This is a genomic window from Streptomyces sp. NTD107, from assembly GCF_059510435.1.
Map to the genome: position 1 here is coordinate 89,488 of NZ_JCAJZV010000002.1, position 20,549 is coordinate 110,036.

18 protein-coding genes are annotated in these 20,549 nt (G+C 70.3%); 12 read left to right on the forward strand and 6 right to left on the reverse strand.

The window, feature by feature from the left end:
- Positions 1-18: 18 nt before the first annotated feature.
- The 3 genes from sufB to AC5WRL_RS04155 all read right to left on the reverse strand — a co-directional run bounded on the left by sufB (position 19) and on the right by AC5WRL_RS04155 (position 3,357).
- Positions 19-1,440 (reverse strand): Fe-S cluster assembly protein SufB, encoded by a 1,422-nt coding sequence (gene sufB, locus AC5WRL_RS04145; protein ID WP_496086894.1) that lies wholly within the window; start codon positions 1,438-1,440, stop codon positions 19-21.
- Positions 1,437-2,249: a helix-turn-helix transcriptional regulator gene (locus AC5WRL_RS04150; RefSeq protein ID WP_496086895.1), complete on the reverse strand. Its 813-nt coding sequence runs from the start codon at positions 2,247-2,249 to the stop codon at positions 1,437-1,439. The genes sufB and AC5WRL_RS04150 overlap by 4 nt, the downstream gene beginning before the upstream one ends.
- A 136-nt stretch (positions 2,250-2,385) precedes the next feature.
- Complete coding sequence (locus AC5WRL_RS04155; protein WP_496086896.1) at positions 2,386-3,357, reverse strand: LacI family DNA-binding transcriptional regulator; 972 nt, start codon at positions 3,355-3,357, stop codon at positions 2,386-2,388.
- Between the two features lie 240 nt (positions 3,358-3,597).
- Here AC5WRL_RS04155 and AC5WRL_RS04160 point away from each other — a divergent pair, with 240 nt between their 5' ends.
- The 7 genes from AC5WRL_RS04160 to AC5WRL_RS04190 all read left to right on the forward strand — a co-directional run bounded on the left by AC5WRL_RS04160 (position 3,598) and on the right by AC5WRL_RS04190 (position 11,190).
- Positions 3,598-4,563, forward strand: a complete 966-nt coding sequence (locus AC5WRL_RS04160; RefSeq protein ID WP_496086897.1) for a carbohydrate ABC transporter permease — start codon at positions 3,598-3,600, stop codon at positions 4,561-4,563.
- On the forward strand, positions 4,553-5,470 hold the full coding sequence (locus AC5WRL_RS04165; protein ID WP_496086898.1) for a carbohydrate ABC transporter permease: 918 nt from the start codon (positions 4,553-4,555) through the stop codon (positions 5,468-5,470). The genes AC5WRL_RS04160 and AC5WRL_RS04165 overlap by 11 nt, the downstream gene beginning before the upstream one ends.
- A 41-nt stretch (positions 5,471-5,511) precedes the next feature.
- Positions 5,512-6,810: an ABC transporter substrate-binding protein gene (locus AC5WRL_RS04170; protein WP_496086899.1), complete on the forward strand. Its 1,299-nt coding sequence runs from the start codon at positions 5,512-5,514 to the stop codon at positions 6,808-6,810.
- Between the two features lie 81 nt (positions 6,811-6,891).
- Positions 6,892-8,199 (forward strand): Gfo/Idh/MocA family protein, encoded by a 1,308-nt coding sequence (locus AC5WRL_RS04175; protein WP_496086900.1) that lies wholly within the window; start codon positions 6,892-6,894, stop codon positions 8,197-8,199.
- A 235-nt stretch (positions 8,200-8,434) separates the two neighbouring features.
- The gene (locus AC5WRL_RS04180) at positions 8,435-9,376 is read left to right on the forward strand and encodes an ABC transporter ATP-binding protein (RefSeq protein WP_496086901.1); all 942 of its coding nucleotides are present in this window, start codon (positions 8,435-8,437) and stop codon (positions 9,374-9,376) included.
- Positions 9,373-10,155 (forward strand): ABC transporter permease, encoded by a 783-nt coding sequence (locus tag AC5WRL_RS04185; protein ID WP_496086902.1) that lies wholly within the window; start codon positions 9,373-9,375, stop codon positions 10,153-10,155. Before AC5WRL_RS04180 ends, AC5WRL_RS04185 begins: the two co-directional genes overlap by 4 nt.
- Before the next feature lie 48 nt (positions 10,156-10,203).
- Entirely contained in the window at positions 10,204-11,190 is a 987-nt protein-coding gene (locus AC5WRL_RS04190; protein ID WP_496087511.1) for a COX15/CtaA family protein, read from the forward strand.
- On the opposite strand, the gene AC5WRL_RS04195 is transcribed toward AC5WRL_RS04190, so the two are convergent.
- Both AC5WRL_RS04195 and AC5WRL_RS04200 read right to left on the reverse strand, forming a co-directional pair.
- Positions 11,178-12,278 (reverse strand): amidohydrolase, encoded by a 1,101-nt coding sequence (locus AC5WRL_RS04195; protein WP_496086903.1) that lies wholly within the window; start codon positions 12,276-12,278, stop codon positions 11,178-11,180. The genes AC5WRL_RS04190 and AC5WRL_RS04195 overlap by 13 nt on opposite strands.
- Before the next feature lie 26 nt (positions 12,279-12,304).
- Entirely contained in the window at positions 12,305-12,640 is a 336-nt protein-coding gene (locus AC5WRL_RS04200) for a hypothetical protein (RefSeq protein ID WP_496086904.1), read from the reverse strand.
- A gap of 232 nt (positions 12,641-12,872) precedes the next feature.
- On the opposite strand from AC5WRL_RS04200, the gene AC5WRL_RS04205 reads away from it, so the two are divergent.
- Positions 12,873-13,391 carry an RICIN domain-containing protein gene (locus tag AC5WRL_RS04205; RefSeq protein WP_496086905.1) on the forward strand — a complete coding sequence of 173 codons (519 nt, stop codon included), beginning with the start codon at positions 12,873-12,875 and terminating at the stop codon, positions 13,389-13,391.
- 49 nt (positions 13,392-13,440) lie between these two features.
- Here the strand turns inward: AC5WRL_RS04205 and AC5WRL_RS04210 are convergent, their stop codons facing one another.
- Entirely contained in the window at positions 13,441-14,382 is a 942-nt protein-coding gene (locus tag AC5WRL_RS04210; RefSeq protein ID WP_496086906.1) for a heme o synthase, read from the reverse strand.
- 405 nt (positions 14,383-14,787) lie between these two features.
- Between AC5WRL_RS04210 and tkt the strand changes: the two genes are divergently transcribed.
- The 4 genes from tkt to opcA are packed head-to-tail and all read left to right on the forward strand — an operon-like array spanning position 14,788 to position 20,524.
- Positions 14,788-16,866, forward strand: a complete 2,079-nt coding sequence (gene tkt, locus AC5WRL_RS04215; protein ID WP_496086907.1) for a transketolase — start codon at positions 14,788-14,790, stop codon at positions 16,864-16,866.
- 38 nt (positions 16,867-16,904) lie between these two features.
- Positions 16,905-18,023, forward strand: a complete 1,119-nt coding sequence (tal, locus tag AC5WRL_RS04220) for a transaldolase (RefSeq protein WP_496086908.1) — start codon at positions 16,905-16,907, stop codon at positions 18,021-18,023.
- A gap of 6 nt (positions 18,024-18,029) precedes the next feature.
- Positions 18,030-19,598: a glucose-6-phosphate dehydrogenase gene (zwf, locus tag AC5WRL_RS04225; RefSeq protein WP_496086909.1), complete on the forward strand. Its 1,569-nt coding sequence runs from the start codon at positions 18,030-18,032 to the stop codon at positions 19,596-19,598.
- On the forward strand, positions 19,595-20,524 hold the full coding sequence (gene opcA, locus AC5WRL_RS04230; protein WP_496086910.1) for a glucose-6-phosphate dehydrogenase assembly protein OpcA: 930 nt from the start codon (positions 19,595-19,597) through the stop codon (positions 20,522-20,524). The genes zwf and opcA overlap by 4 nt, the downstream gene beginning before the upstream one ends.
- The last annotated feature ends 25 nt before the right edge of the window (positions 20,525-20,549 follow it).

The window sequence follows — 20,549 nt, forward strand, 5'->3', positions numbered from 1 at the left end:
CGGTGCTGCGGGGTGGCGTCAGCCGACCGCGCCTTCCATCTGGAGCTCGATCAGCCGGTTCAGCTCCAGGGCGTACTCCATGGGCAGTTCCTTGGCGATCGGCTCGACGAAGCCGCGCACGATCATCGCCATCGCCTCGTCCTCGGACAGGCCGCGGCTCATCAGGTAGAAGAGCTGGTCGTCGCTCACCTTGGAGACGGTGGCCTCGTGCCCCATGGTCACGTCGTCCTCGCGGACGTCGACGTAGGGGTAGGTGTCGGAGCGGGAGATGGTGTCCACCAGCAGCGCGTCGCACAGCACATTGGACTTGGAGCCCGCCGCGCCCTCGCCGATCTCGATCAGACCCCGGTAGGAGGTACGGCCGCCGCCGCGCGCCACCGACTTGGAGACGATGTTGGAGGAGGTGTTGGGCGCCATGTGCACCATCTTGGCGCCGGCGTCCTGGTGCTGGCCCTCGCCGGCGAAGGCGATGGAGAGGGTCTCGCCCTTGGCGTGCTCGCCCATCAGGTAGATCGCCGGGTACTTCATGGTGACCTTGGAGCCGATGTTGCCGTCGACCCACTCCATGGTGGCGCCCTCGTAGGCCACCGCCCGCTTGGTCACCAGGTTGTAGACGTTGTTCGACCAGTTCTGGATGGTCGTGTAACGGCAGCGGCCACCCTTCTTGACGATGATCTCCACGACCGCCGAGTGCAGCGAGTCCGAGTTGTAGATCGGGGCGGTGCAGCCCTCGACGTAGTGCACGTAGGCGTTCTCGTCGACGATGATCAGGGTCCGCTCGAACTGGCCCATGTTCTCGGTGTTGATGCGGAAGTACGCCTGGAGCGGGATGTCCACGTGCACGCCCGGCGGCACATAGATGAAGGACCCGCCCGACCACACGGCGGTGTTCAGCGCGGCGAACTTGTTGTCGCCGGCCGGGATCACGGTGCCGAAGTGCTCCTGGAACAGCTCCGGGTGCTCCTTGAGCGCGGTGTCGGTGTCCAGGAAGATGACGCCCTGCTGCTCCAGGTCCTCACGGATCTGGTGGTAGACGACCTCCGACTCGTACTGGGCGGCGACACCGGCGACAAGACGCTGCTTCTCGGCCTCCGGGATGCCGAGGCGGTCGTAGGTGTTCTTGATGTCCTCCGGCAGGTCCTCCCAGCTGGTGGCCTGCTTCTCGGTGGAGCGCACGAAGTACTTGATGTTGTCGAAGTCGATGCCGGTGAGGTCCGAGCCCCAGGTGGGCATCGGCTTCTTGCCGAACAGCTTCAGGCCCTTGAGCCGCAGCTTGAGCATCCAGTCCGGCTCGGACTTCTTCGCCGAGATGTCCTCGACGACGGCCTCGCTCAGACCGCGCTTGGCGGCGGCGCCGGCCGCGTCGGAGTCGGCCCAGCCGTATTCGTAGGTGCCCAGTCCGTCGAGCTCGGGGTGGGCGGTCTCCGTGGGGAGCGTCATGCGGGGTTCCTCCCGGCTGTGCCTGGTGTCGCGGTGGTGGGTGTCTCCGCCGCCGGTGACGGCCGCTGGCCGGACGGTGGCGCGGAGGGGACGAAGGTGGTGCAGACGCCATCGCCGTGCGCGATGGTGGCGAGCCGCTGCACATGGGTGCCCAGCAGGCGGGAGAAGACCTCGGCCTCCGCCTCGCACAGCTGCGGAAAACGCTCGGCGGCGTGCGCCACCGGGCAGTGGTGCTGGCACAGCTGCTCCCCCGGCGCGCCGGGTGCGGAGCGCGCCATCGCAGCGTACCCGTCCTGGGTGAGCGCCTCGGCCAGTGCCCGGGTACGCCCCTGGGGGCTGACGCCGTCCAGCTGGTGCCGGTAGCGCTCGCCCTGGGCGGCGGCCCGCTCGCGGGCGAAGTCGAGGACGGCGGCGGCGCCGCGCTCCCCGCCGCCGGCGGCGCGGGCGATGAAGGTGAGAGCCTCCACGGCGAGCGCGTCGTAGGCGTGGTCGAAGGCGTCCCGGCCGTAGCCGGTGAGCGCGAAGACCTTGGCCGGCCGGCCGCGGCCCCGGGAGCCGTAGACCCGCTTCTCGCGGGCCTCGACCATGCCGTCGGCGGCCAGCGCGTCCAGGTGCCGGCGTACGGCGGGCTGGGTGAGGGCGAGCCGGTCGGCGAGCTCGGCGGCGGTGGAGGGGCCGTGGTCGAGGATGGAGCGGGCCACCCGCTGCCGGGTGCCGTGCTGCTCCCCGTCCGGCCCTGGCAACGACGCGGTGGCGCCGGCGGCATCCGCTGCCACCGGCGTCGTACGCCGCTCCTCGCCGTTTTTCACAACGCCATTGTTGCGTAATTCCCGCAAAGCGAGCAAGCCGCGATCTGGCCTGCGCGAATGCGGTTCATCACGTAAGGCAAACCTAACCCCCGCCCGGTATCCCCGGACGGGGGCCAAAGGATAGGTAAGCCTTGCCTTACTTGGGTGGCGGTGGGGGCGCGGTCGACTCGCGGACCACCAGCGCGGTCTCCAGCGTCGTCTTGGCGGCGCCCCGCCCGCCGGGCAGGTCGATCGCGTGCAGGAGCAAATCAACGGCCGAGCGGCCCGCCTCCTCGGTCGGCATCGCGATGGAGGTGAGTTTGGGGCGGCTCACCCGGCCGGCGATGGTGTCGTCCACTCCCACCACGCTGACCTCGCCCGGCACCCCGACCCCGCTGTCGGCCAGCCCTTCGATGGTGCCGATGGCCATCAGATCGTTGTACGCGATGACCCCGGTGGCACCGGCCGCCAGCACCATCGCGGCGGCCTGCTGCCCGCCCCGCTCGGTCGGCGCGTTCGGCCCGGTGATCTCCAGCCTCGCACCGGCCCGCTCGGCCGCCGTCACTGCCGACTTCCGCATCTGTTCGCTGGTCCACGAGCCGCGCGGGCCGCCCAGCAGCATCAGCCGGCGATGGCCGAGCCCGGCCAGATGCTCCACGGCCGCCGCCGCCCCGTTGCTGATGTCCATCAGCACCGCGGGCAGCCCCTTGACATTGCGGTTGACCACGACGAACGGCAGATCGGCGCTCAGCCCCGTGATCGCGGCGTTCGACAGCCGGGGCGAGACCAGCACCACCCCGTCCACCTGCTTGGCGAGGATCGAGATCAGCTCTTCCTCGGCGCGCGGATCCTCGTCCGTGTCCGCCACGAACACCTGATAGCCGCGCACCCTGGCGTACGACTGGGCGGACTTGATCAGCGGCGGGAAGAACGGGTTGGCGATGTCGGCGACGATCAGCCCCAGGTTGTGGGTCACGCCGGTGGTCAGCGCGCGGGCCGCCTGGTTGGGGCGGTAGCCCAGCTCGGCCGCCGCCGCGAGAACCCGTTCCCGGGTGTCGACTTTGACCAGGTTCGGTGCCGAGAATGTCCGGGAGACCGTGGACACATGAACGCCGGCGGCTCGGGCCACGTCACGGATGGTCACCGCCATGAGCGCCCGCCCCCCTCCACAGTCGTCTCTCTGTCACGGCGGTCACCATAGCCTGCAATCGGTTGCCATGAAAATCCGCCCAGACCCTTGACGTTTCTTGTCGGTTACACCAGCCTGCTGCAACCGGTTGTATTAACGGAGCAACAACCCGGATCCCGCGTCGTCCCATCAACACGCTCGGTGTGCTGCCCCTCGTCTCCTCGAAAGGAGCGCTCCCGCATGACCGACACCCAGGTGCGCCCCAGGCCACCGGGCGCCACTGACCGCCCTCCCGTGGCGGACACCACGGGCGCGCTGCGCAAACGGCGGCGCAAGGAGTCCCTGACCGCCTATCTCTTTCTGCTTCCCTGGTTCGTCGGCCTGATCGCCATCACCGCCGGACCCCTGCTGAGCTCGCTGTATCTGTCCTTCACGGACTACAGCCTGATCGGCGACTCCCAGTGGGTGGGCTTCGACAACTACACGCGGATGTTCCAGGACGACCCGCGGTTCATCAAGGCCCTCACCAACACGGCGATCTACGTCTTCGTCTCCGTACCGCTCCAACTGGCCTTCGCGCTCGCGCTCGCGATGGTGCTGGACCGCGGCGTGAGCGGACTGCCCATCTACCGCTCCGTCTACTACCTGCCGTCCCTGCTGGGCTCCAGCGTGGCCATCGCCATCCTGTGGCGGCAGATCTTCGGCGCCGACGGCCTGGTCAACTCGTTCCTGGGCATCTTCGGCATCGAGGGCATGGGCTGGGTCTCCCACCCCGACACGGCCCTGGGCACCCTGATCATCCTCAACGTGTGGACCTTCGGCTCCCCGATGGTCATCTTCCTGGCCGGCCTGCGGCAGATCCCGGCCAGCTACTACGAGGCCGCCAGCCTGGACGGGGCCGGCAAGACCCGGCAGTTCTTCTCCATCACCCTGCCGCTGCTGTCCCCGATCATCTTCTTCAATCTGATCCTCCAGCTGATCAACGCCTTCCAGTCCTTCACCCAGGCGTTCGTCATCAGCGGCGGCAACGGCAGCCCGGCCGACTCGACGCTCCTCTACACGATGCACGTGTATCAGAAGGGCTTCAACAGCTTCGAGATGGGCTACGCATCGGCGATGGCGTGGGTCCTGGTCCTCATCATCGCGGCGCTGACCGGAGTGAACTTCCTCATGTCAAAGTATTGGGTGTTCTACAGTGACAAATAACGTCGAATCGCGCCCCGACGCACGCGCCGGAGCCGGTCGGGGCGAGCTGAACGACACCCTGTTCGCCCGCGCGCTGGGCGCGCTGGCCGGCAAACGCATCCTGACGCACATCCTGCTGATCGGGTTCGGGCTGGTGATGCTCTACCCGATCCTGTGGATGATCTCCAGCTCCCTCAAGCCCGAAGAACTCATCTTCCGCGAGCCGGGACTGCTGCCCTCCAGCGTCACCTTCGAGAACTTCAGCAACGGCTGGGACGCGCTGCGCTACCCCTTCAGCCACTACTTCCTGAACTCGGCGATCATCACCTTCGCCTCCATCATCGGCAACCTGGTGGCCTGCTCGCTGGCCGCCTACGCCTTCGCCCGGCTGGAGTTCCCGCTCAAGAAGTTCTGGTTCGCCCTGATGCTCGGCTCCATCATGCTGCCGCTGCACGTGGTGATCGTCCCGCAGTACATCCTGTTCTCGGACCTGGGCTGGATCAACACCTTCTACCCGCTGATCGTCCCGAAGTTCCTGGCCACCGACGCCTTCTTCATCTTCCTGATGGTGCAGTTCATCCGCACCCTGCCCCGGGAACTGGACGAGGCCGCCACCATCGACGGCGCCGGACACTGGCGGATCTTCACCCGGATCATCCTGCCGCTGTCCACCCCCGCGCTGGCCACCACCGCGATCTTCACCTTCATCTGGACCTGGAACGACTTCCTCAGCCAGCTGATCTTCCTCACCAACCCCGAGAAGTTCACCGTCCCGGTGGCCCTGCGCACCTTCCTGGACTCCAGCGGCGAATCCTCCTGGGGCCCCATGTTCGCCATCTCGGTGCTCTCCCTCGGCCCGATCTTCGGCTTCTTCCTGGCCGGCCAGAAGTACCTGGTGCGCGGCATCGCCACCACCGGCCTCAAGTAGTCCCCCCTTTTCGCGTCATCGGTATCGACAAGGAGTTCTTAGTGAACGGCAGTAAGAACGGTGCGACGAAGCTCTGTTCGGCGCTCCTCATGGCCGGCGCCCTCACCTTCACGGCCGCCTGCGGCGGCGACAGCGGCGGCGGCACCAACAGCGACGGAACGGTCACGCTGCGGGTCAGCTGGTGGGGCAACGACACCCGTCAGGCGCTGACCGAGGAAGCCCTGGATCTGTTCATGGAGAAGAACCAGGACATCAAGATCGAGCCCGAGTTCTCCGACTGGGACAACTATTACGACCGGCTCACCACCCAGATGGCCTCCGGTGACGCCCCCGACGTCTTCGCCACCGAGATCCGCCGGATGGGCGAGTTCGGCACCCGCGGCGCGCTCGCCGACCTCGACGGGCTGCTGGACACCAGCGGCCTGGACCAGGCGCTGCTGGAGTCCGGAGTCATCAACGGCACCCAGTACGCGATACCCACCGGCGTCAACGCGTTCATCATCGCCGCCAACAAGACCGTCCTGGACGAGGCCGGCATCGAACTGCCCGACGACACCACCTGGACCTGGGACGACTACCGGGACATCGCCGCCCAGGTCACCGAGGCCACCGGCGGCGGCGTGTACGGCACCCAGCTCAGCTTCAACGACGCCTACCTCAACATCTACGGCGCCCAGTACGGCGAGTCCTTCTACGGCGAGAACGGCAAGATCGGCATCTCCACCGACATCATCGCCGACTGGTACGCCTACCAGCAGGGCCTGATCGACACCCAGGCGTCCCCCGACGCCTCGCGCAGCACCGAACTCGGCTCCACCGGCGTGGAGACCTCGCTGGTCGCCACCAACAAGGGCGCCTTCGGCATGTGGTGGTCCAACCAGCTCAACGCCATCACCACCGGCTCCGGCTCGGAGATCGTGCTGCTGCGGATGCCCAAGAACGCCGACGCCGTCAGCGGCGGGCACTTCCTCCAGCCCAACATGTTCTGGTCGGTCGCCGGCAGCAGCAAGAAGCAGGAGGCGGCCGGCAAGCTGATCGACTTCCTGGTGAACGACCCCGATGCCGCCGCCATCATCGGCTCCGACCGCGGGCTGCCCCGTAACGAGGCCGTCCTGGCGCAGATCCGCGACGGCCTGTCCGACACCGACCAGCGGTCGCTGGAGTTCATCGGCTCGCTCGCCGACGAGCTGAACGACCCGCCGAAGGCCAACCCCAACGGTGCCGGCGAGATGCCCGCCATGCTGGAGCGCTACGGCCAGGAGGTCATCTTCGGCCGGATGAGCCCCGAGCAGGCCGCCGAAGGCTTCGTCAACGAGGCCAACTCCGTCCTCAACAAGTAACACCGAGCCGGCCCGCGTACCCCCCGCCGGGGTGCGCGGGCCGTCGGCCGTACCACCGCTACTCCCAGGGAGAACCCTCAGATGACCCGCCGCTACGCCTTCGTCGGACTCGGCAACCGGGCACAGATGTATGTCGACGCGCTGCTGGGCGACTGGAGCGACACCGGGCAGATCACCGCGCTCTGCGACATCAACCGGACCCGCATGGACTACTACAACCAGCTCATCACCGCCGCCGGCCGGGACGCGGTGCCCACCTTCACCCCCGACGCCTTCGACGCGCTGCTGGAGCGGGCGGACGTGGTCGTGGTCACCACCATGGACTCCACCCACGCCCAGTACGTGTGCGCCGCGCTGGACGCGGGCCGCGACGTGGTGGTGGAGAAGCCGCTGACCATCGACGCCGAGAGCTGCGCGAAGATCGCGGAGGCCGCCGAGCGCAACCCGGGGCAGCTGATCGTTACCTTCAACTACCGTTACTCGCCGCGCAACTCGGCGGTACGGCAGGTCATCGCGGACGGCCGGATCGGCGACGTCACCTCGGTGCACTTCGAGTGGGCGCTGGACACCATCCACGGCGCGGACTACTTCCGCCGCTGGCACCGCCGCAAGCACGAGTCGGGCGGGCTGCTGGTGCACAAGTCCACCCACCACTTCGACCTGATCAACTGGTGGCTGGCGGCCAGCCCCGAGCTGGTGTTCTCCCAGACCGAGCTGCGCTTCTACGGCAGCGACGCGGCCGGCGCCGAGCAGGCGGGCGACCGGCCCGAGCGCGGGCAGGGCTCGCCGGGACTGGGCTCCGACCCGTTCATCCTGGACATCTCGATCGACCCCAAGCTGAAGGCGCTCTACCTGGACGCCGAACACGAGGACGGCTACATCCGCGACCAGGACGTGTTCGCGGACGGGGTGACCATCGAGGACAACATGTCGGTGCTGGTGCGGTACGACAACCGCGCGCTGCTGACGTACTCGCTCAACGCCCACTCCCCCTACGAGGGGTACCGGGCCACCTTCAACGGCACCAAGGGCCGGCTCGAACTGGAGGTGGTGGAGCGCGCGTGGACCCCGCCGCACGCCGCGATCGACCCGACCGCGGCCAGCAAGTCGCTGGCGGAGGGCGTCTCGGAGCGGCTGACGCTCCAGGAGCACTGGAAGGAGGCCGAGGAGATCGAGATCCCGCAGGGCGAGGGCGGCCACGGCGGCGGCGACCGGCTGCTGCTGAACGACGTCTTCCGCGGCCCCGACAACGACCCGCTGGCCCGGCAGGCCGGCTACCGCGACGGCATCCGCAGCGTGCTGACCGGAGTGGCCGCCAACGAGTCGGCCCGCACGGGGGCGCCGGTGCGTCTGACGGCGGCCGGCACGAAGCTGCTGCCGCAGCCGTAACGGAGCAGTGCCCGCCCGCCCACCCCTGTTCCGGACCCGGGACAGGGGTGGGCGGGCGGGCCGGTGGTACCGCCACAAAGACGCGACAAGGGAACACCCGGCACAGCCGAAGGCCCGGCACAGCCGAAGGCCCGGCACAGCCGAAGGCCCGGCACAGCCGAAGGCCCGGCACAGCCGAAGGCCCGGCACAGGGGGGCTGGGATCGGGTGGGTGGGCGGGACCTAGACTCGGTCCCATGCAGACCGCAGGGGCCGGGGCGGCCGTGGAAGCCGTGGGGTTGGTCAAGCGGTACGGCGAGGTCGCCGCCGTCGACGGGCTCGATCTCACCGTCGCCCGCGGGTCAGTCACCGCCGTGCTCGGGCCCAACGGGGCGGGCAAGACCACCACCATCGAGGCGTGCGAGGGGTACCGGCGGCCCGACGGCGGCAGCCTGAAGGTGCTCGGGCTCGACCCCTACGCCCCCGCCGACGCCGCCGCCCTCCGTCCCCGGATCGGGGTCATGCTCCAGAGCGACGGCGTCTACCCGGGTGTCCGCGCCCTGGAGATGCTGCGGCACATGGCCGCCCTGTACGCGCACCCCCTGGACGTCGACGCGCTCGCCGAGCGGCTCGGTCTCGCCTCCTGCGGCCGTACCCCCTACCGCCGGCTCTCCGGCGGCCAGCGTCAGCGCCTCGCGCTCGCGCTCGCCGTCGTCGGCCGCCCCGAGCTGGTCTTCCTGGACGAGCCCACCGCCGGCCTCGACCCACAGGCCCGGCACGCCACCTGGGAGCTGGTGCGCGAGCTGCGCGCCGCCGGCGTCACCACCGTCCTCACCACCCATTTCATGGACGAGGCCGAGGAACTGGCCGACGAGGTCGCCATCATCGACGCCGGCAAGGTCATCGCGCACGGCACCCCCACCGCCCTCTGCCAGGGCGGCGCCGCCGACACGCTGCGGTTCGGCGGCCCGCCCGCGCTCGATGTCACCTCTCTCAAGGCCGCCCTCCCGGCGGGCAGCGATGTCAGTGAGCCGACCCCCGGTACGTACCGGGTCTCGGGCGAGATCGACCCCCGGCTGCTGGCCACCGTCACCGCGTGGTGCGCGCAGCACGGCGTCCTGCCGGACCGCATCACCACCCGTCGGCACACCCTGGAAGATGTCTTTCTCGAACTGACGGGCAAGGAGCTGCGGTCATGACGACCACCACCACGGAGCCCGCCGCTCTCGCCCCCCGGCCCGCCGCCGCCCCGCTGTCCCGGATGATCGCCGCCCAGGCCGCTCTGGAGACCCGGATGATGCTGCGGCACGGCGAGCAACTGCTGCTCACCGTGATCATCCCCACCCTCCTCCTCGTCCTGTTCAGCGCGGTGCGGATCGTCGACACGGGTGACGGCGACCGCGTCGATTTCCTCGCCCCCGGCATCCTGGCCCTGGCGGTGGTGTCGACCGCCTTCACCGGCCAGGCGATCGCCACCGGCTTCGAGCGGCGGTACGGCGTCCTCAAGCGGCTCGGCGCCTCCCCGCTGCCCCGCTGGGGCCTGCTGTGCGGCAAGACCTGCGCCGTACTGGTCACCCTCGCGCTTCAGACGGCGCTGCTCACCACCACCGCGTTCGCCCTCGGCTGGTCCCCGCGCGGCAATCCGCTGGCCCCCGCCGTGCTGATGCTGCTGGGCACCGCCGCCTTCTCGGGGCTGGGGCTGCTGATGGCCGGTACGCTGCGCGCCGAGGCCACCCTGGCCGCCGCCAATCTGGTCTTCATCCTGCTGCTGCTCGGCGGTGGCGTCGTCGTCCCGCTGGCGAACTTCCCCGACGCGCTGCGCGCCGTCCTCGAACTGCTCCCGGTCAGTGCCCTGTCCACCGGCCTGCGTGACGTCCTCCAGGACGGCGCCGCGATGCCCTGGGCCCAGGCCGGCGTCCTCGCCGCCTGGTCGGTGGTCTCCCTCACCGCCGCCGCGCGCTTCTTCCGCTGGGAATGACCCCCTCGTGAAAACGCGCACAAGCTCGGGGCCTACCATGAGCGGGTGCTGAAAGCAGTGCGAAACCCCCTCGCCTACATCGCCGAGCGCTGGACCCCGCGCCCCGAGACCGTGCGCCGCGCCGCGCTCACCGCCCTGGTGATGAGCGTGCTCATCATCGTCACCGGCGGCGCCGTCCGGCTCACCGGCTCCGGGCTCGGCTGCGACACCTGGCCCAAGTGCACGGACGACTCGCTCACCACCACCGCCGAGCAGGGGGTGCACGGGCTGATCGAGTTCGGCAACCGGATGCTGACGTACGTGGTCAGCGCCGCCGTCGGCTGGACCATCATCGCCGCCCGGGCCGCCAAGCCCCGCCGCCGCCCGTTGACCCGGATGGCCTGGGCCCAGTTCTGGATGGTGATGAGCAATGGTGTCGTCGGCGGCATCACGGTCCTCACCGAGCTGAACCCGTACGTCGTCGCCGGCCACTTCCTGGCCGCGATGGCACTGCTGACCACCACCACCCTCACCTGGCTGCGGGCTCGCGAGGGCGACGATCCGCCGCGCCCGCTGGTCGGCGTGCCGGTGCGCCGGGCCGTGCTCGGGCTGACCGTGCTCACCGGCGTGCTGCTGGTGGCCGGCACCGCCGTGACCGGCAGCGGCAAGCACGCGGGGGACAGCAGCGACATCGAGCGGATGCCGTTCGACTGGGAGACCGTCACCCGGGTGCACTCGATGCTGGCCTGGTCGGTGGCGCTCGGCGCGCTGGCGATCTGGCTGGGGCTGCGGCTGCTGGACGCCCCGGCCGGGCCGCGCGCCCGGTCCCGCGATCTGCTGCTGGTGGTGCTGTCCCAGGGCGCGATCGGCTATGTGCAGTACGCGCTGAACGAGCCGGAGTGGCTGGTCGGGCTCCACATGCTGGGGTCTGCCCTGGTGTGGATCGCGGTGCTGCGGCTGCTGCTGTCCACCCGTGAGCGGGGTGTCGCGCCGGGTGCCGGGGTGCGGGGCGAGCCGTCCGCCGATGAGCGGGCGAAGGAGCCTCAGCCCGCCTGACCAGCCTGACCCGCCTGACCAGCCCGGTCCTCCCGGTCCTCCCGGTCCGGCCGCTCCTCCAGCCGGTAGAGCCGCCGGGCGGTGCCGCCGCTGATCCGGTCGGCGATCCGCCGGGCGTCGGACCGCGAGCATTCGCCCTGGGTGATCCACTCCCCCAGCAGCCGCGCCATGGCCCGCTGGTACTGCCGGACCCGCACCACATGCAGCTCGGGCAGGCCGCGCGCCCCGGTGGAGAACAGCAGCTTGCCGAACGGCGCCCGGGTCAGGGTGAGGGCCGGGTCGGGGCCGACATCGGCGTAGACATGCGGAAAGGCCGCGGCCAGTCGGGCCGCGGCCTCGTGGTGCGGCCTGCTCGGCAGCAGCACGATGATCGCCAGGCCGGCGGTCGCGCGCAGCAGCGGGATCAGCGGCGCCGGGTCGGCGCACCGCACTTGTACGGGGAGCCCGCAGGCCAGCGCGGCCCACAGCAGATGGCCGGTCAGGGCCGGTTCGGTACGGTGCCGGCCGCAGGCCAGCCAGCGGCCGGCGGCGCGGCGTACCTCGGCGGGTTCGGGCGGGGCGCCGTCGCCGCGCAGCGTCGCGGCGTCGCACACGAAGGCGACGGCGCGGCGGGCGGCGCCGTGCAGCGCCTGGGCGAAGTCCTGGGTGAAGGTGCGGACGCCCCCGCCCCGGTCGGCGACCCGGCCGGCCAGCGCGGCGAGGGCGACCAGTTCGTGGGCCCGGGCGCCGGCGGCGGCGCCGAGTTCGCCGACGTCGGTCACCGCTTCGGCTTCCCGGTCCTCCCCGGGTATCGAGGGGTCCACGAGGTAGGTGTGGATGCCGCTGCCGCGCAGCAGCGCGCGGGAGGCGGCGTACGCGCCGAGTTCGCGGCGCCGGGCCAGATACCGTACGGCGGTGGTGTGCGGGGGCAGCCCGAGCAGTGGGGGGCACCAGCGGCGCAGGGCCAGCCCGGTGGTGGTGTCGTAGGAACTCCCGGTGCCGGCGGGGCCGCCGAGCGCGGCGGCGAGTTGCCGCTCGAAGGTGCCGAGGCCCAGTTCGCCGTGGAGCACGCCGTGGCTGTGCTGATCCACCAGGGGCGAGGTGTGCATATTCCGCCTAACGCCCGAAACCGCTTTCAGGTATTGCGGGGTCCGCCGATCTGGAGGCCCGCCATGCGGGTCCATTCATAGCGGCCGGTGCGCACCTTGGCGGCGAGCGGGGCGTCGAAGTCGTCCTGCGGGGTGATGCCGGCCGCCTCCAGGGCCTGCTCGGCGGTGGCGCGATCCGGTGCCATCAGGTCGCCCCAGCCGCCGTCGGCGCCGACCAGGACGATGCGGACGCCGCGTTCGCCGAGGTGGCTGATGGTGGCCTCGGCGGAGCCGCCGTGCGAGCGGGCGAACGCGGCTGTCTGTCGGGCGAGCCGCCGGGTGAGCCGCTGTGCGTGCCGGTCGGTGGCGGGGGTTGGGGTCATGCCCGGCATGCTACTTCCCGGTATTCGGGACCGGAACACCCCCACCGGTCGGTGGTCAAGAGCGCCTTGGGAGGTCTGCCCGTTCGTTCGGGGATTGCGCTCGAAGGCGTCGGAGATGTACCCGCTGAGGCTCTTGTTGCACCGGGGGACGCAGGTCAGAGTTGTTCCGGGTGTGGATTTCCCCCACTCCCGGTGAATCCGGGTCAATACCCCTATGAATGGACAAGGATCAATGACGGAGAAGAAGACGTCCGGCGCTGCCCGCATGCGTGTCGCCGCCGGTGTTCTGGGGCTCGGTGCCCTGCTCACCGGCTTGCTTCCGGGGTCGGCCGCGGCGTCGGAACCGGTGGCGGCGCCGGCCGCGCAGGAGCAGTCCGGGATTGCCGCGACCGGAATCCAGTTCCTGAATTTCGCGACCTGGAAGTGTCTGGAGGGCAATTCGTCCAGCGCCGTCTACACGGCGACCTGTAACAACAGCAATAACCAGCGGTGGCAGCCGGTGGGAAATCTTGAGCTGATGAATGTGGCCACCGGCCAGTGTCTGTACGGCTACAGCGGTCATGCGGTGCGCCTGACCACCACCACCTGTGTGTACAACAGCCTCCACCAGGGCTGGCGGCGCAGCGCGGATCAGTACATCGTGGTGAATCAGGCCACCGGCAACTGCCTGGACAGCAACGACGCCGGGCTGGCGTACACCCAGAGCTGCAATGGCGGCAACTTCCAGAAGTGGTACTCCCTCACCGGCTGATGCGGTGCGGGCCGTGCGGGCCGGCTCGACCGGGCCGGCCCCACCCGCGTCATCCCACGAAGGGGTCGATCGCCACCGCGATGAAGATGAGCGAGACGTAGGTGATCGACCAGTGGAAGAGCCGCATCTCCTTGAGCTTGGCGCCGGTGATCCCGGCCCGGGCGCGGGCCTGGAGCGCGTGGGCCTCCCACAGCCACCACCCGCCGGTGAGCAGCGCGACCGCCGTGTAGAACCATCCCACGTACCCCAGCGGCCACAGCAGCAGGGAGACGGCGACCATGACCCAGCTGTAGACCACGATCTGCCGGGCCACCACCTTGTTGCTGGCGACGACCGGCAGCATGGGCACGCCGGCCCGGGCGTAGTCCTCGCGGACCTTCATGGACAGCGGCCAGTAGTGCGGCGGGGTCCAGAAGAAGATGATGAGGAAGAGGATGACGGCGGCCCAGGACAGCGAGTCGGTGACGGCGGACCAGCCGATGAACACCGGCATGCAGCCGGCGATGCCGCCCCACACGATGTTCTGCGCGGTGCGCCGCTTGAGCCCCATCGTGTAGACGAACACGTAGAACAGCAGCGCGCCCAGTGCCAGCGCGGCGGACAGCCAGTTGACCAGCAGGCCGAACATCGCGGTGGAGAGCACCGCGAGGGTGATGCCGAAGACCAGGCATTCGGCGGGGCTCACGATTCCGGTGACCAGCGGCCGGTTCGACGTGCGGTGCATGAGCGCGTCGATGTCCCGGTCGTAGAACATGTTGAGCGCGTTGGCGCCGCCCGCCGACAGGTAACCCGCCGTAACGGTAACGATCACCAACCAGAGGTCGGGAACCCCTTGCTCCGCGAGGAACATCACCGGGATGGTGGTGATGAGCAGAGTCTCGATGACGCGGGGCTTGGTCAGCGCGATGAACGCACTGATCCGGGCTTTACGCGTCCACTGGCCGGAGCCAGTACCGCGCTCTGCCACCGGACGGGAATCGACGGCCGTCACGGACACCCCTGATTCTGCGAGATCAGCGTCGGGGCTCCGGCGACGCGGCGGATTCGCCGCCGACCGCTCATGGACGCCCCTCACATGAACACCGTCACTCTAGACGCCCGAGATACCCACCTTGTCTTCGGGGTCGGCCCGGGCCGGGCGCGCCGCGTGCGATGGCGCGGTACGCCCTGGGAAGGTGGTGCGCGTCAGCACCACCACCGTCCGCCACTGTCCGTACCACCGTCCGGGCCACCGCCGGCAACGCCGCCGCGCACCGCCCGCCCACTGGACGAACGCGGCCACAGGACCCCCGCCCGCCAGAGGTAGGCTCGGCACCGCCCGGTGAGCCTCGCGCCGCTTCCGGTGGGAGAACGCATCACCGGACCTATCGACCGCGGAGAGGAGCCCTGACGCAGGGTGAGCACCAAGCCGACCACCTCAGCCCTCGACTGGACCGAGCTGGACCAGCGGGCCGTCGACACCGTTCGTGTTCTGGCCATGGACGCCGTACAGAAGGTCGGGAACGGCCACCCCGGCACGGCGATGTCCCTGGCGCCCGCCGCCTACGTGCTGTTCCAGAAGCTGCTGCGGCACGACCCCTCCGAGCCGGACTGGACCGGCCGGGACCGCTTCGTGCTGTCCGTGGGCCACACCAGCCTCACGCTGTACATCCAGCTGTTCCTGGCCGGGTACGGCCTGGAGCTGGACGATCTGAAGTCCTTCCGCGCCTGGGGCAGCCGTACCCCGGGGCACCCCGAGCACGGGCACACCGTGGGGGTGGAGACCACCACCGGGCCGCTGGGCCAGGGCGTGGCGAACGCGGTGGGCATGGCGATGGCCGCCCGGTACGAGCGCGGCCTGTTCGACCCGGAGGCGGCGCCCGGCACTTCCCCGTTCGACCACACCATCTGGGTGTTCGCCGGTGACGGCTGCCTCCAGGAGGGTGTCTCGGCGGAGGCCGCCTCGCTGGCCGGGCATCAGAAGCTCGGCAACCTCGTCCTGCTGTGGGACGACAATCACATCTCCATCGAGGGTGACACCGAGACGGCGATCTCCGAGGACACCCTGGCCCGCTTCGAGGCGTACGGCTGGCACATCCAGCGGATCGCCCCGCAGGAGAACGGCGACCTCGACCCGAAGGCCGTGCACGAGGCGCTGCTCGCCGCCCAGGCGGTCACCGACCGGCCCTCCATCATCGCGGCCCGCTCGATCATCGCCTGGCCGGCCCCGCACGCGCAGAACACCGAGGCCGCGCACGGCTCGGCGCTGGGCGACGCCGAGGTGGCCGCCACCAAGGAAGTCCTGGGCTTCGACCCCACCAAGACGTTCGAGGTCGCCCCGGAGGTGCTCGCCCACACCCGGGCCGCCACCGTCCGCGGTCAGCAGGCGCGCGCCGCCTGGGAGGCGGAGCTGGCCACCTGGCGCGCGGCCAACCCGGAGCGGTCCGCCGAGTTCGACCGGATCCGCACCGGCCGGCTGCCCGAAGGCTGGGAGAAGGCGCTGCCGTCCTTCCCGGCCGGCAAGGACGTCGCCACCCGCAAGGCGTCCGGCAAGGTGCTCGCCGAGCTGGGCCCGGTCGTCCCGGAGCTGTGGGGCGGCTCCGCCGACCTGGCCGGCTCCAACAACACCACCATCGACGCCGGCTCCTCCTTCCTCCCCGCGGGCAACCCGCTGCCGGAGGCCGACCCGTACGGCCGCACCGTGCACTTCGGCATCCGCGAGCACGCCATGGGCTCGACGATGAACGGCATCGCCCTGCACGGCAACACCCGCGTCTACGGCGGCACCTTCCTGGTGTTCTCCGACTACATGCGCCCCGCCGTGCGGCTCGCCGCGCTGATGAAGGCGCCCGTCACGTACGTGTGGACGCACGACTCCATCGGCCTGGGCGAGGACGGCCCCACCCACCAGCCGGTGGAGCACCTGTCCGCGCTGCGCGCCATCCCGGGCCTGAACATCGTCCGGCCGGCCGACGCGAACGAGACCGTGCTGGTGTGGCGCGAGATCCTTGAGCGGTACACCACCCACCCGGCCCCGCACGGCCTGGCCCTCACCCGGCAGAACGTGCCGACCTACGCGCCCAACGAGAACACCGTGCGCGGCGGTTACATCCACACCGAGGCCGAGGGCGGCACCCCGCGCCTCATCCTCATCGGCACCGGCTCCGAGCTCCAGCTCGCGGTCGCCGCCCGCGAGGTGCTCCAGGCCGAGGGCATCCCCACCCGCGTGGTGTCGATGCCGTGCGTGGAGTGGTTCGAGGAGCAGGATCAGTCCTACCGCGACCATGTGCTGCTGCCGGTCGTGGCGGCCCGGGTCGCGGTGGAGGCCGGGGTCGGGCTGACCTGGCACCGTTACGTGGGCAGCGCCGGACGGATCGTTTCGCTGGAGCACTTCGGCGCCTCCGCCGACTACCTCACGCTCTACCGGGAGTTCGGGATCACCCCGGAGGCCGTCGCTCAGGCGGCCCGGGAATCCCTGGCCGCCGCAGAGCGCTGACACCGATAGACACGCAATAAGCAGGAGATGCGATTTCCATGACCGACGCACTCAAGCGGCTCTCCGAGGAGGGTGTCGCGATCTGGCTGGACGACCTGTCGCGCAAGCGCATCACGTCCGGCGACCTCGGCGAGCTGCTGGACCAGCAGCACGTCGTCGGGGTGACCACCAACCCGGCGATCTTCCAGAAGGCGATCTCCGGCGGCGACGGCTACGAGAGCCAGCTCGCCGACCTCGCCACCCGCAAGGTCACGGTCGAAGAGGCCGTCCGCATGATCACCACCGCCGACGTACGCGACGCCGCCGATGTGCTGCGCCCGGTGTACGAGGCGACCGGCGGCCGGGACGGCCGGGTCTCCATCGAGGTGGACCCCCGCCTGGCGCACCACACCGAGGCCACCATCGCCGAGGCCAAGCAGCTGGCCTGGCTGGTCGAGCGGCCCAACACATTCATCAAGATCCCCGCCACCGCGGCCGGGCTGCCCGCCATCACCGAGACCATCGCCCGGGGCATCAGCGTCAACGTCACGCTGATCTTCTCCCTGGAGCGCTACCGCGAGGTGATGGACGCCTACCTGACCGGCCTGGAGCAGGCCAGGGCCAAGGGCCTGGACATCACCACCATCCACTCCGTGGCGTCCTTCTTCGTCTCCCGGGTCGACACCGAGATCGACGCACGCCTGGACGCGCTGGGCACCGCAGAGGCCAAGGCGCTGCGCGGCAAGGCGGCGCTGGCCAACGCCCGGCTCGCCTACCAGGCGTACGAGGAGGTCATCGGCACCGACCGCTGGCGCGCCCTCGCCAAGGCCGGCGCCAATGAGCAGCGCCCGCTGTGGGCCTCCACCGGCGTGAAGGACCCCGCCTACCCCGACACCCTGTACGTGACCGAGCTGGTCGCCCCCGGCACCGTCAACACCATGCCGGAGGCCACCCTCAAGGCCACCGAGGACCACGGGCAGATCACCGGCGACACCATCGCCGGCACCTACGAGCAGGCCCGCGCCGACCTGGACGCGCTCGCCGCGGCCGGCATCTCGTACAACGAGGTCGTGCAGCTGCTGGAGGACGAGGGCGTGGAGAAGTTCGAGTCGGCGTGGACCGCGCTGCTCGACTCCACCCAGGCCGAACTCGACCGGCTCGCCGGCGGGGAGGTCTGAGCGACGGTGAGCGGCTCAGCTGCGAACGCGTCGGACGCCGGGCAGACCCCCGGCGTCCGTACCAACCCGCTGCGCACCCCCCAGGACCGGCGGCTCCCGCGCATCGCGGGGCCGTCGGGCCTGGTGATCTTCGGGGTCACCGGCGATCTGTCCCGCAAGAAGCTCATGCCGGCCGTGTACGACCTCGCCAACCGGGGTCTGCTGCCCCCGGGCTTCTCCCTGGTGGGGTTCGCCCGCCGGGACTGGGAGCACGAGGACTTCGCCCAGGTCGTCCACGACTCGGTGATGGAGCATGCCCGCACCCCCTTCCGTGAGGAGGTGTGGAAGCAGCTGGCCGAGGGGATGCGCTTCGTGCCCGGCGCCTTCGACGACGACGTGGCCTTCGACACGCTGCGCACCACGATCGAGGAGCTGGACAAGGAGCGCGGCACCGGCGGCAACTTCGCCTTCTACCTGTCCGTACCGCCGAAGTTCTTCCCCACCGTGGTGCGCCAGCTCAAGAAGCACGGCCTGTCCGAGGGGCGGGGCGACAGCTGGCGGCGGGCGGTGATCGAGAAGCCCTTCGGGCACGATCTGGCGTCCGCGCAGGACCTGAACGCCGTGGTGCACGACGTGTTCGCGCCGCACGAGGTCTTCCGCATCGACCACTACCTGGGCAAGGAGACCGTCCAGAACATCCTGGCGCTGCGGTTCGCCAACACCCTGTTCGAGCCGCTGTGGAACCGGTCGTACGTCGATCACGTACAGATCACCATGGCCGAGGACATCGGCATCGGCGGCCGGGCCGGCTACTACGACGGCATCGGCTCCGCCCGGGACGTCATCCAGAACCACCTGCTCCAGCTGCTCGCGCTGACCGCGATGGAGGAGCCCTCGGGCTTCGACGCCGAGTCGCTGGTCGCCGAGAAGCTGAAGGTGCTCAGCGCCGTGCGGCTGCCGCAGGACCTGGCCCGGCACACGGTGCGCGGCCAGTACACGGGCGGCTGGCAGGGCGGCCAGAAGGTGGCCGGGTATCTGGAGGAGGACGGCATCGACCCCAAGTCGGTGACCGACACCTACGCGGCGGTCAAGCTGGAGATCGACAACCGGCGCTGGGCCGGGGTGCCGTTCTATCTGCGCACCGGCAAGCGGCTCGGCCGCCGGGTCACCGAGATCGCGGTGGTCTTCCAGCGCGCCCCGTACTCGCCCTTCGACGCCACCGACACCCAGGAGCTGCGCAACAACGCGCTGGTGATCCGGGTGCAGCCGGACGAGGGTGTCACCATCCGGTTCGGGTCCAAGGTGCCCGGTACCCAGATGGAGATCCGGGATGTGACGATGGACTTCGCGTACGGCGAGTCGTTCACGGAGTCCAGCCCGGAGGCGTACGAGCGCCTCATCCTGGATGTGCTGCTCGGGGACGCCAACCTGTTCCCCCGGCACCAGGAGGTGGAGCGCTCCTGGGAGATCCTCGACCCGGTCGAGGAGTTCTGGGCCGCACACGGCAGCCCCGAGCCGTATCCGGCCGGCACCTGGGGCCCCAAGGCGGCCGATGACATGCTCGCGCTGGACGGACGGAGCTGGCGGCGCCCATGAAGATCGACCTCACCGACACCACAGTCAGTCAGATCAACGCCGCCCTGGTCCGGGCGCGGCGGGCAACGGGAACCCCGGCGGTGGGCATAGTGCTGACCCTTGTCATCGTCACCGACGAGGGCAACCACTACGACGCTCTGAAGGCGGCCAGCGAGGCGTCCACGGAGCACCCGTCGCGGATCCTGGTCGTCATCCGGCGGCCGGGACGGACCTCCCGGGACCACGCGGGCGCCCATCTGGACGCCGAGGTGCGGGTCGGCGGGGAGACCGGCAGCGGCGAGACCGTACTGCTGCGGCTGCACGGCGAGCTGTCGGCGCACGCCTACAGCGTGGTGCTGCCGCTGCTGCTGCCGGACGCCCCGGTGGTGGTGTGGTGGCCGCAGGACACTCCGGCGCACCCGGAGCGCGATCTGCTGGGAACGCTGGCGCAGCGGCGGATCATGGACGCCGCGGCGACCGATGACCCGGTGGCGGCGCTCGGGAAACGGGCCGAGGTGTATTCGCCGGGCGACACGGATCTGGCGTGGACCAGGATCACCCCGTGGCGCAGCGTGCTGGCGGCGGCGCTCGACCAGAAGCACGGCCGGATCGACGCGGCCGTGGTGGAGGGTGAGGAGCACAATCCGTCGACCGAGTTGCTGGCGCTGTGGCTGGCGCAGCGGCTCGGCGTCCCGGTGGAGCGGGTGGTGACACCCGGTCCCGGCATCACGGCGGTGCGGCTGGTCACCGAGGACGGCACGATCTGTCTGGACCGGCCGACGGGCTCGCTGGCGAAGCTGGCGGTGCCGGGTCAGCCGGACCGGAGCGTGGCGCTGAACCGGCGCACCATGGCGGAGCTGATCGCCGAGGAGTTGCGGCGGCTCGACCCGGACGAGGCGTACGCGGAGGCCCTGCGGTTCGGCGCGACGGCGGGTGCGAAGCGGTGACGGTCACCCCGCAGGTGGTCGTCCA

Coding starts and splice junctions, on each gene's coding strand:
- AC5WRL_RS04200 (WP_496086904.1), bottom strand. CDS start 12,640: ATGACCCCAACCCCCGCCACCGACCGGCACGCACAGCGGCTCACCCGG.
- tal (WP_496086908.1), top strand. CDS start 16,905: ATGACCGACGCACTCAAGCGGCTCTCCGAGGAGGGTGTCGCGATCTGG.
- AC5WRL_RS04160 (WP_496086897.1), top strand. CDS start 3,598: ATGACCGACACCCAGGTGCGCCCCAGGCCACCGGGCGCCACTGACCGC.
- AC5WRL_RS04175 (WP_496086900.1), top strand. CDS start 6,892: ATGACCCGCCGCTACGCCTTCGTCGGACTCGGCAACCGGGCACAGATG.
- AC5WRL_RS04185 (WP_496086902.1), top strand. CDS start 9,373: ATGACGACCACCACCACGGAGCCCGCCGCTCTCGCCCCCCGGCCCGCC.
- sufB (WP_496086894.1), bottom strand. CDS start 1,440: ATGACGCTCCCCACGGAGACCGCCCACCCCGAGCTCGACGGACTGGGC.
- AC5WRL_RS04205 (WP_496086905.1), top strand. CDS start 12,873: ATGACGGAGAAGAAGACGTCCGGCGCTGCCCGCATGCGTGTCGCCGCC.
- AC5WRL_RS04195 (WP_496086903.1), bottom strand. CDS start 12,278: ATGCACACCTCGCCCCTGGTGGATCAGCACAGCCACGGCGTGCTCCAC.
- opcA (WP_496086910.1), top strand. CDS start 19,595: ATGAAGATCGACCTCACCGACACCACAGTCAGTCAGATCAACGCCGCC.
- AC5WRL_RS04180 (WP_496086901.1), top strand. CDS start 8,435: ATGCAGACCGCAGGGGCCGGGGCGGCCGTGGAAGCCGTGGGGTTGGTC.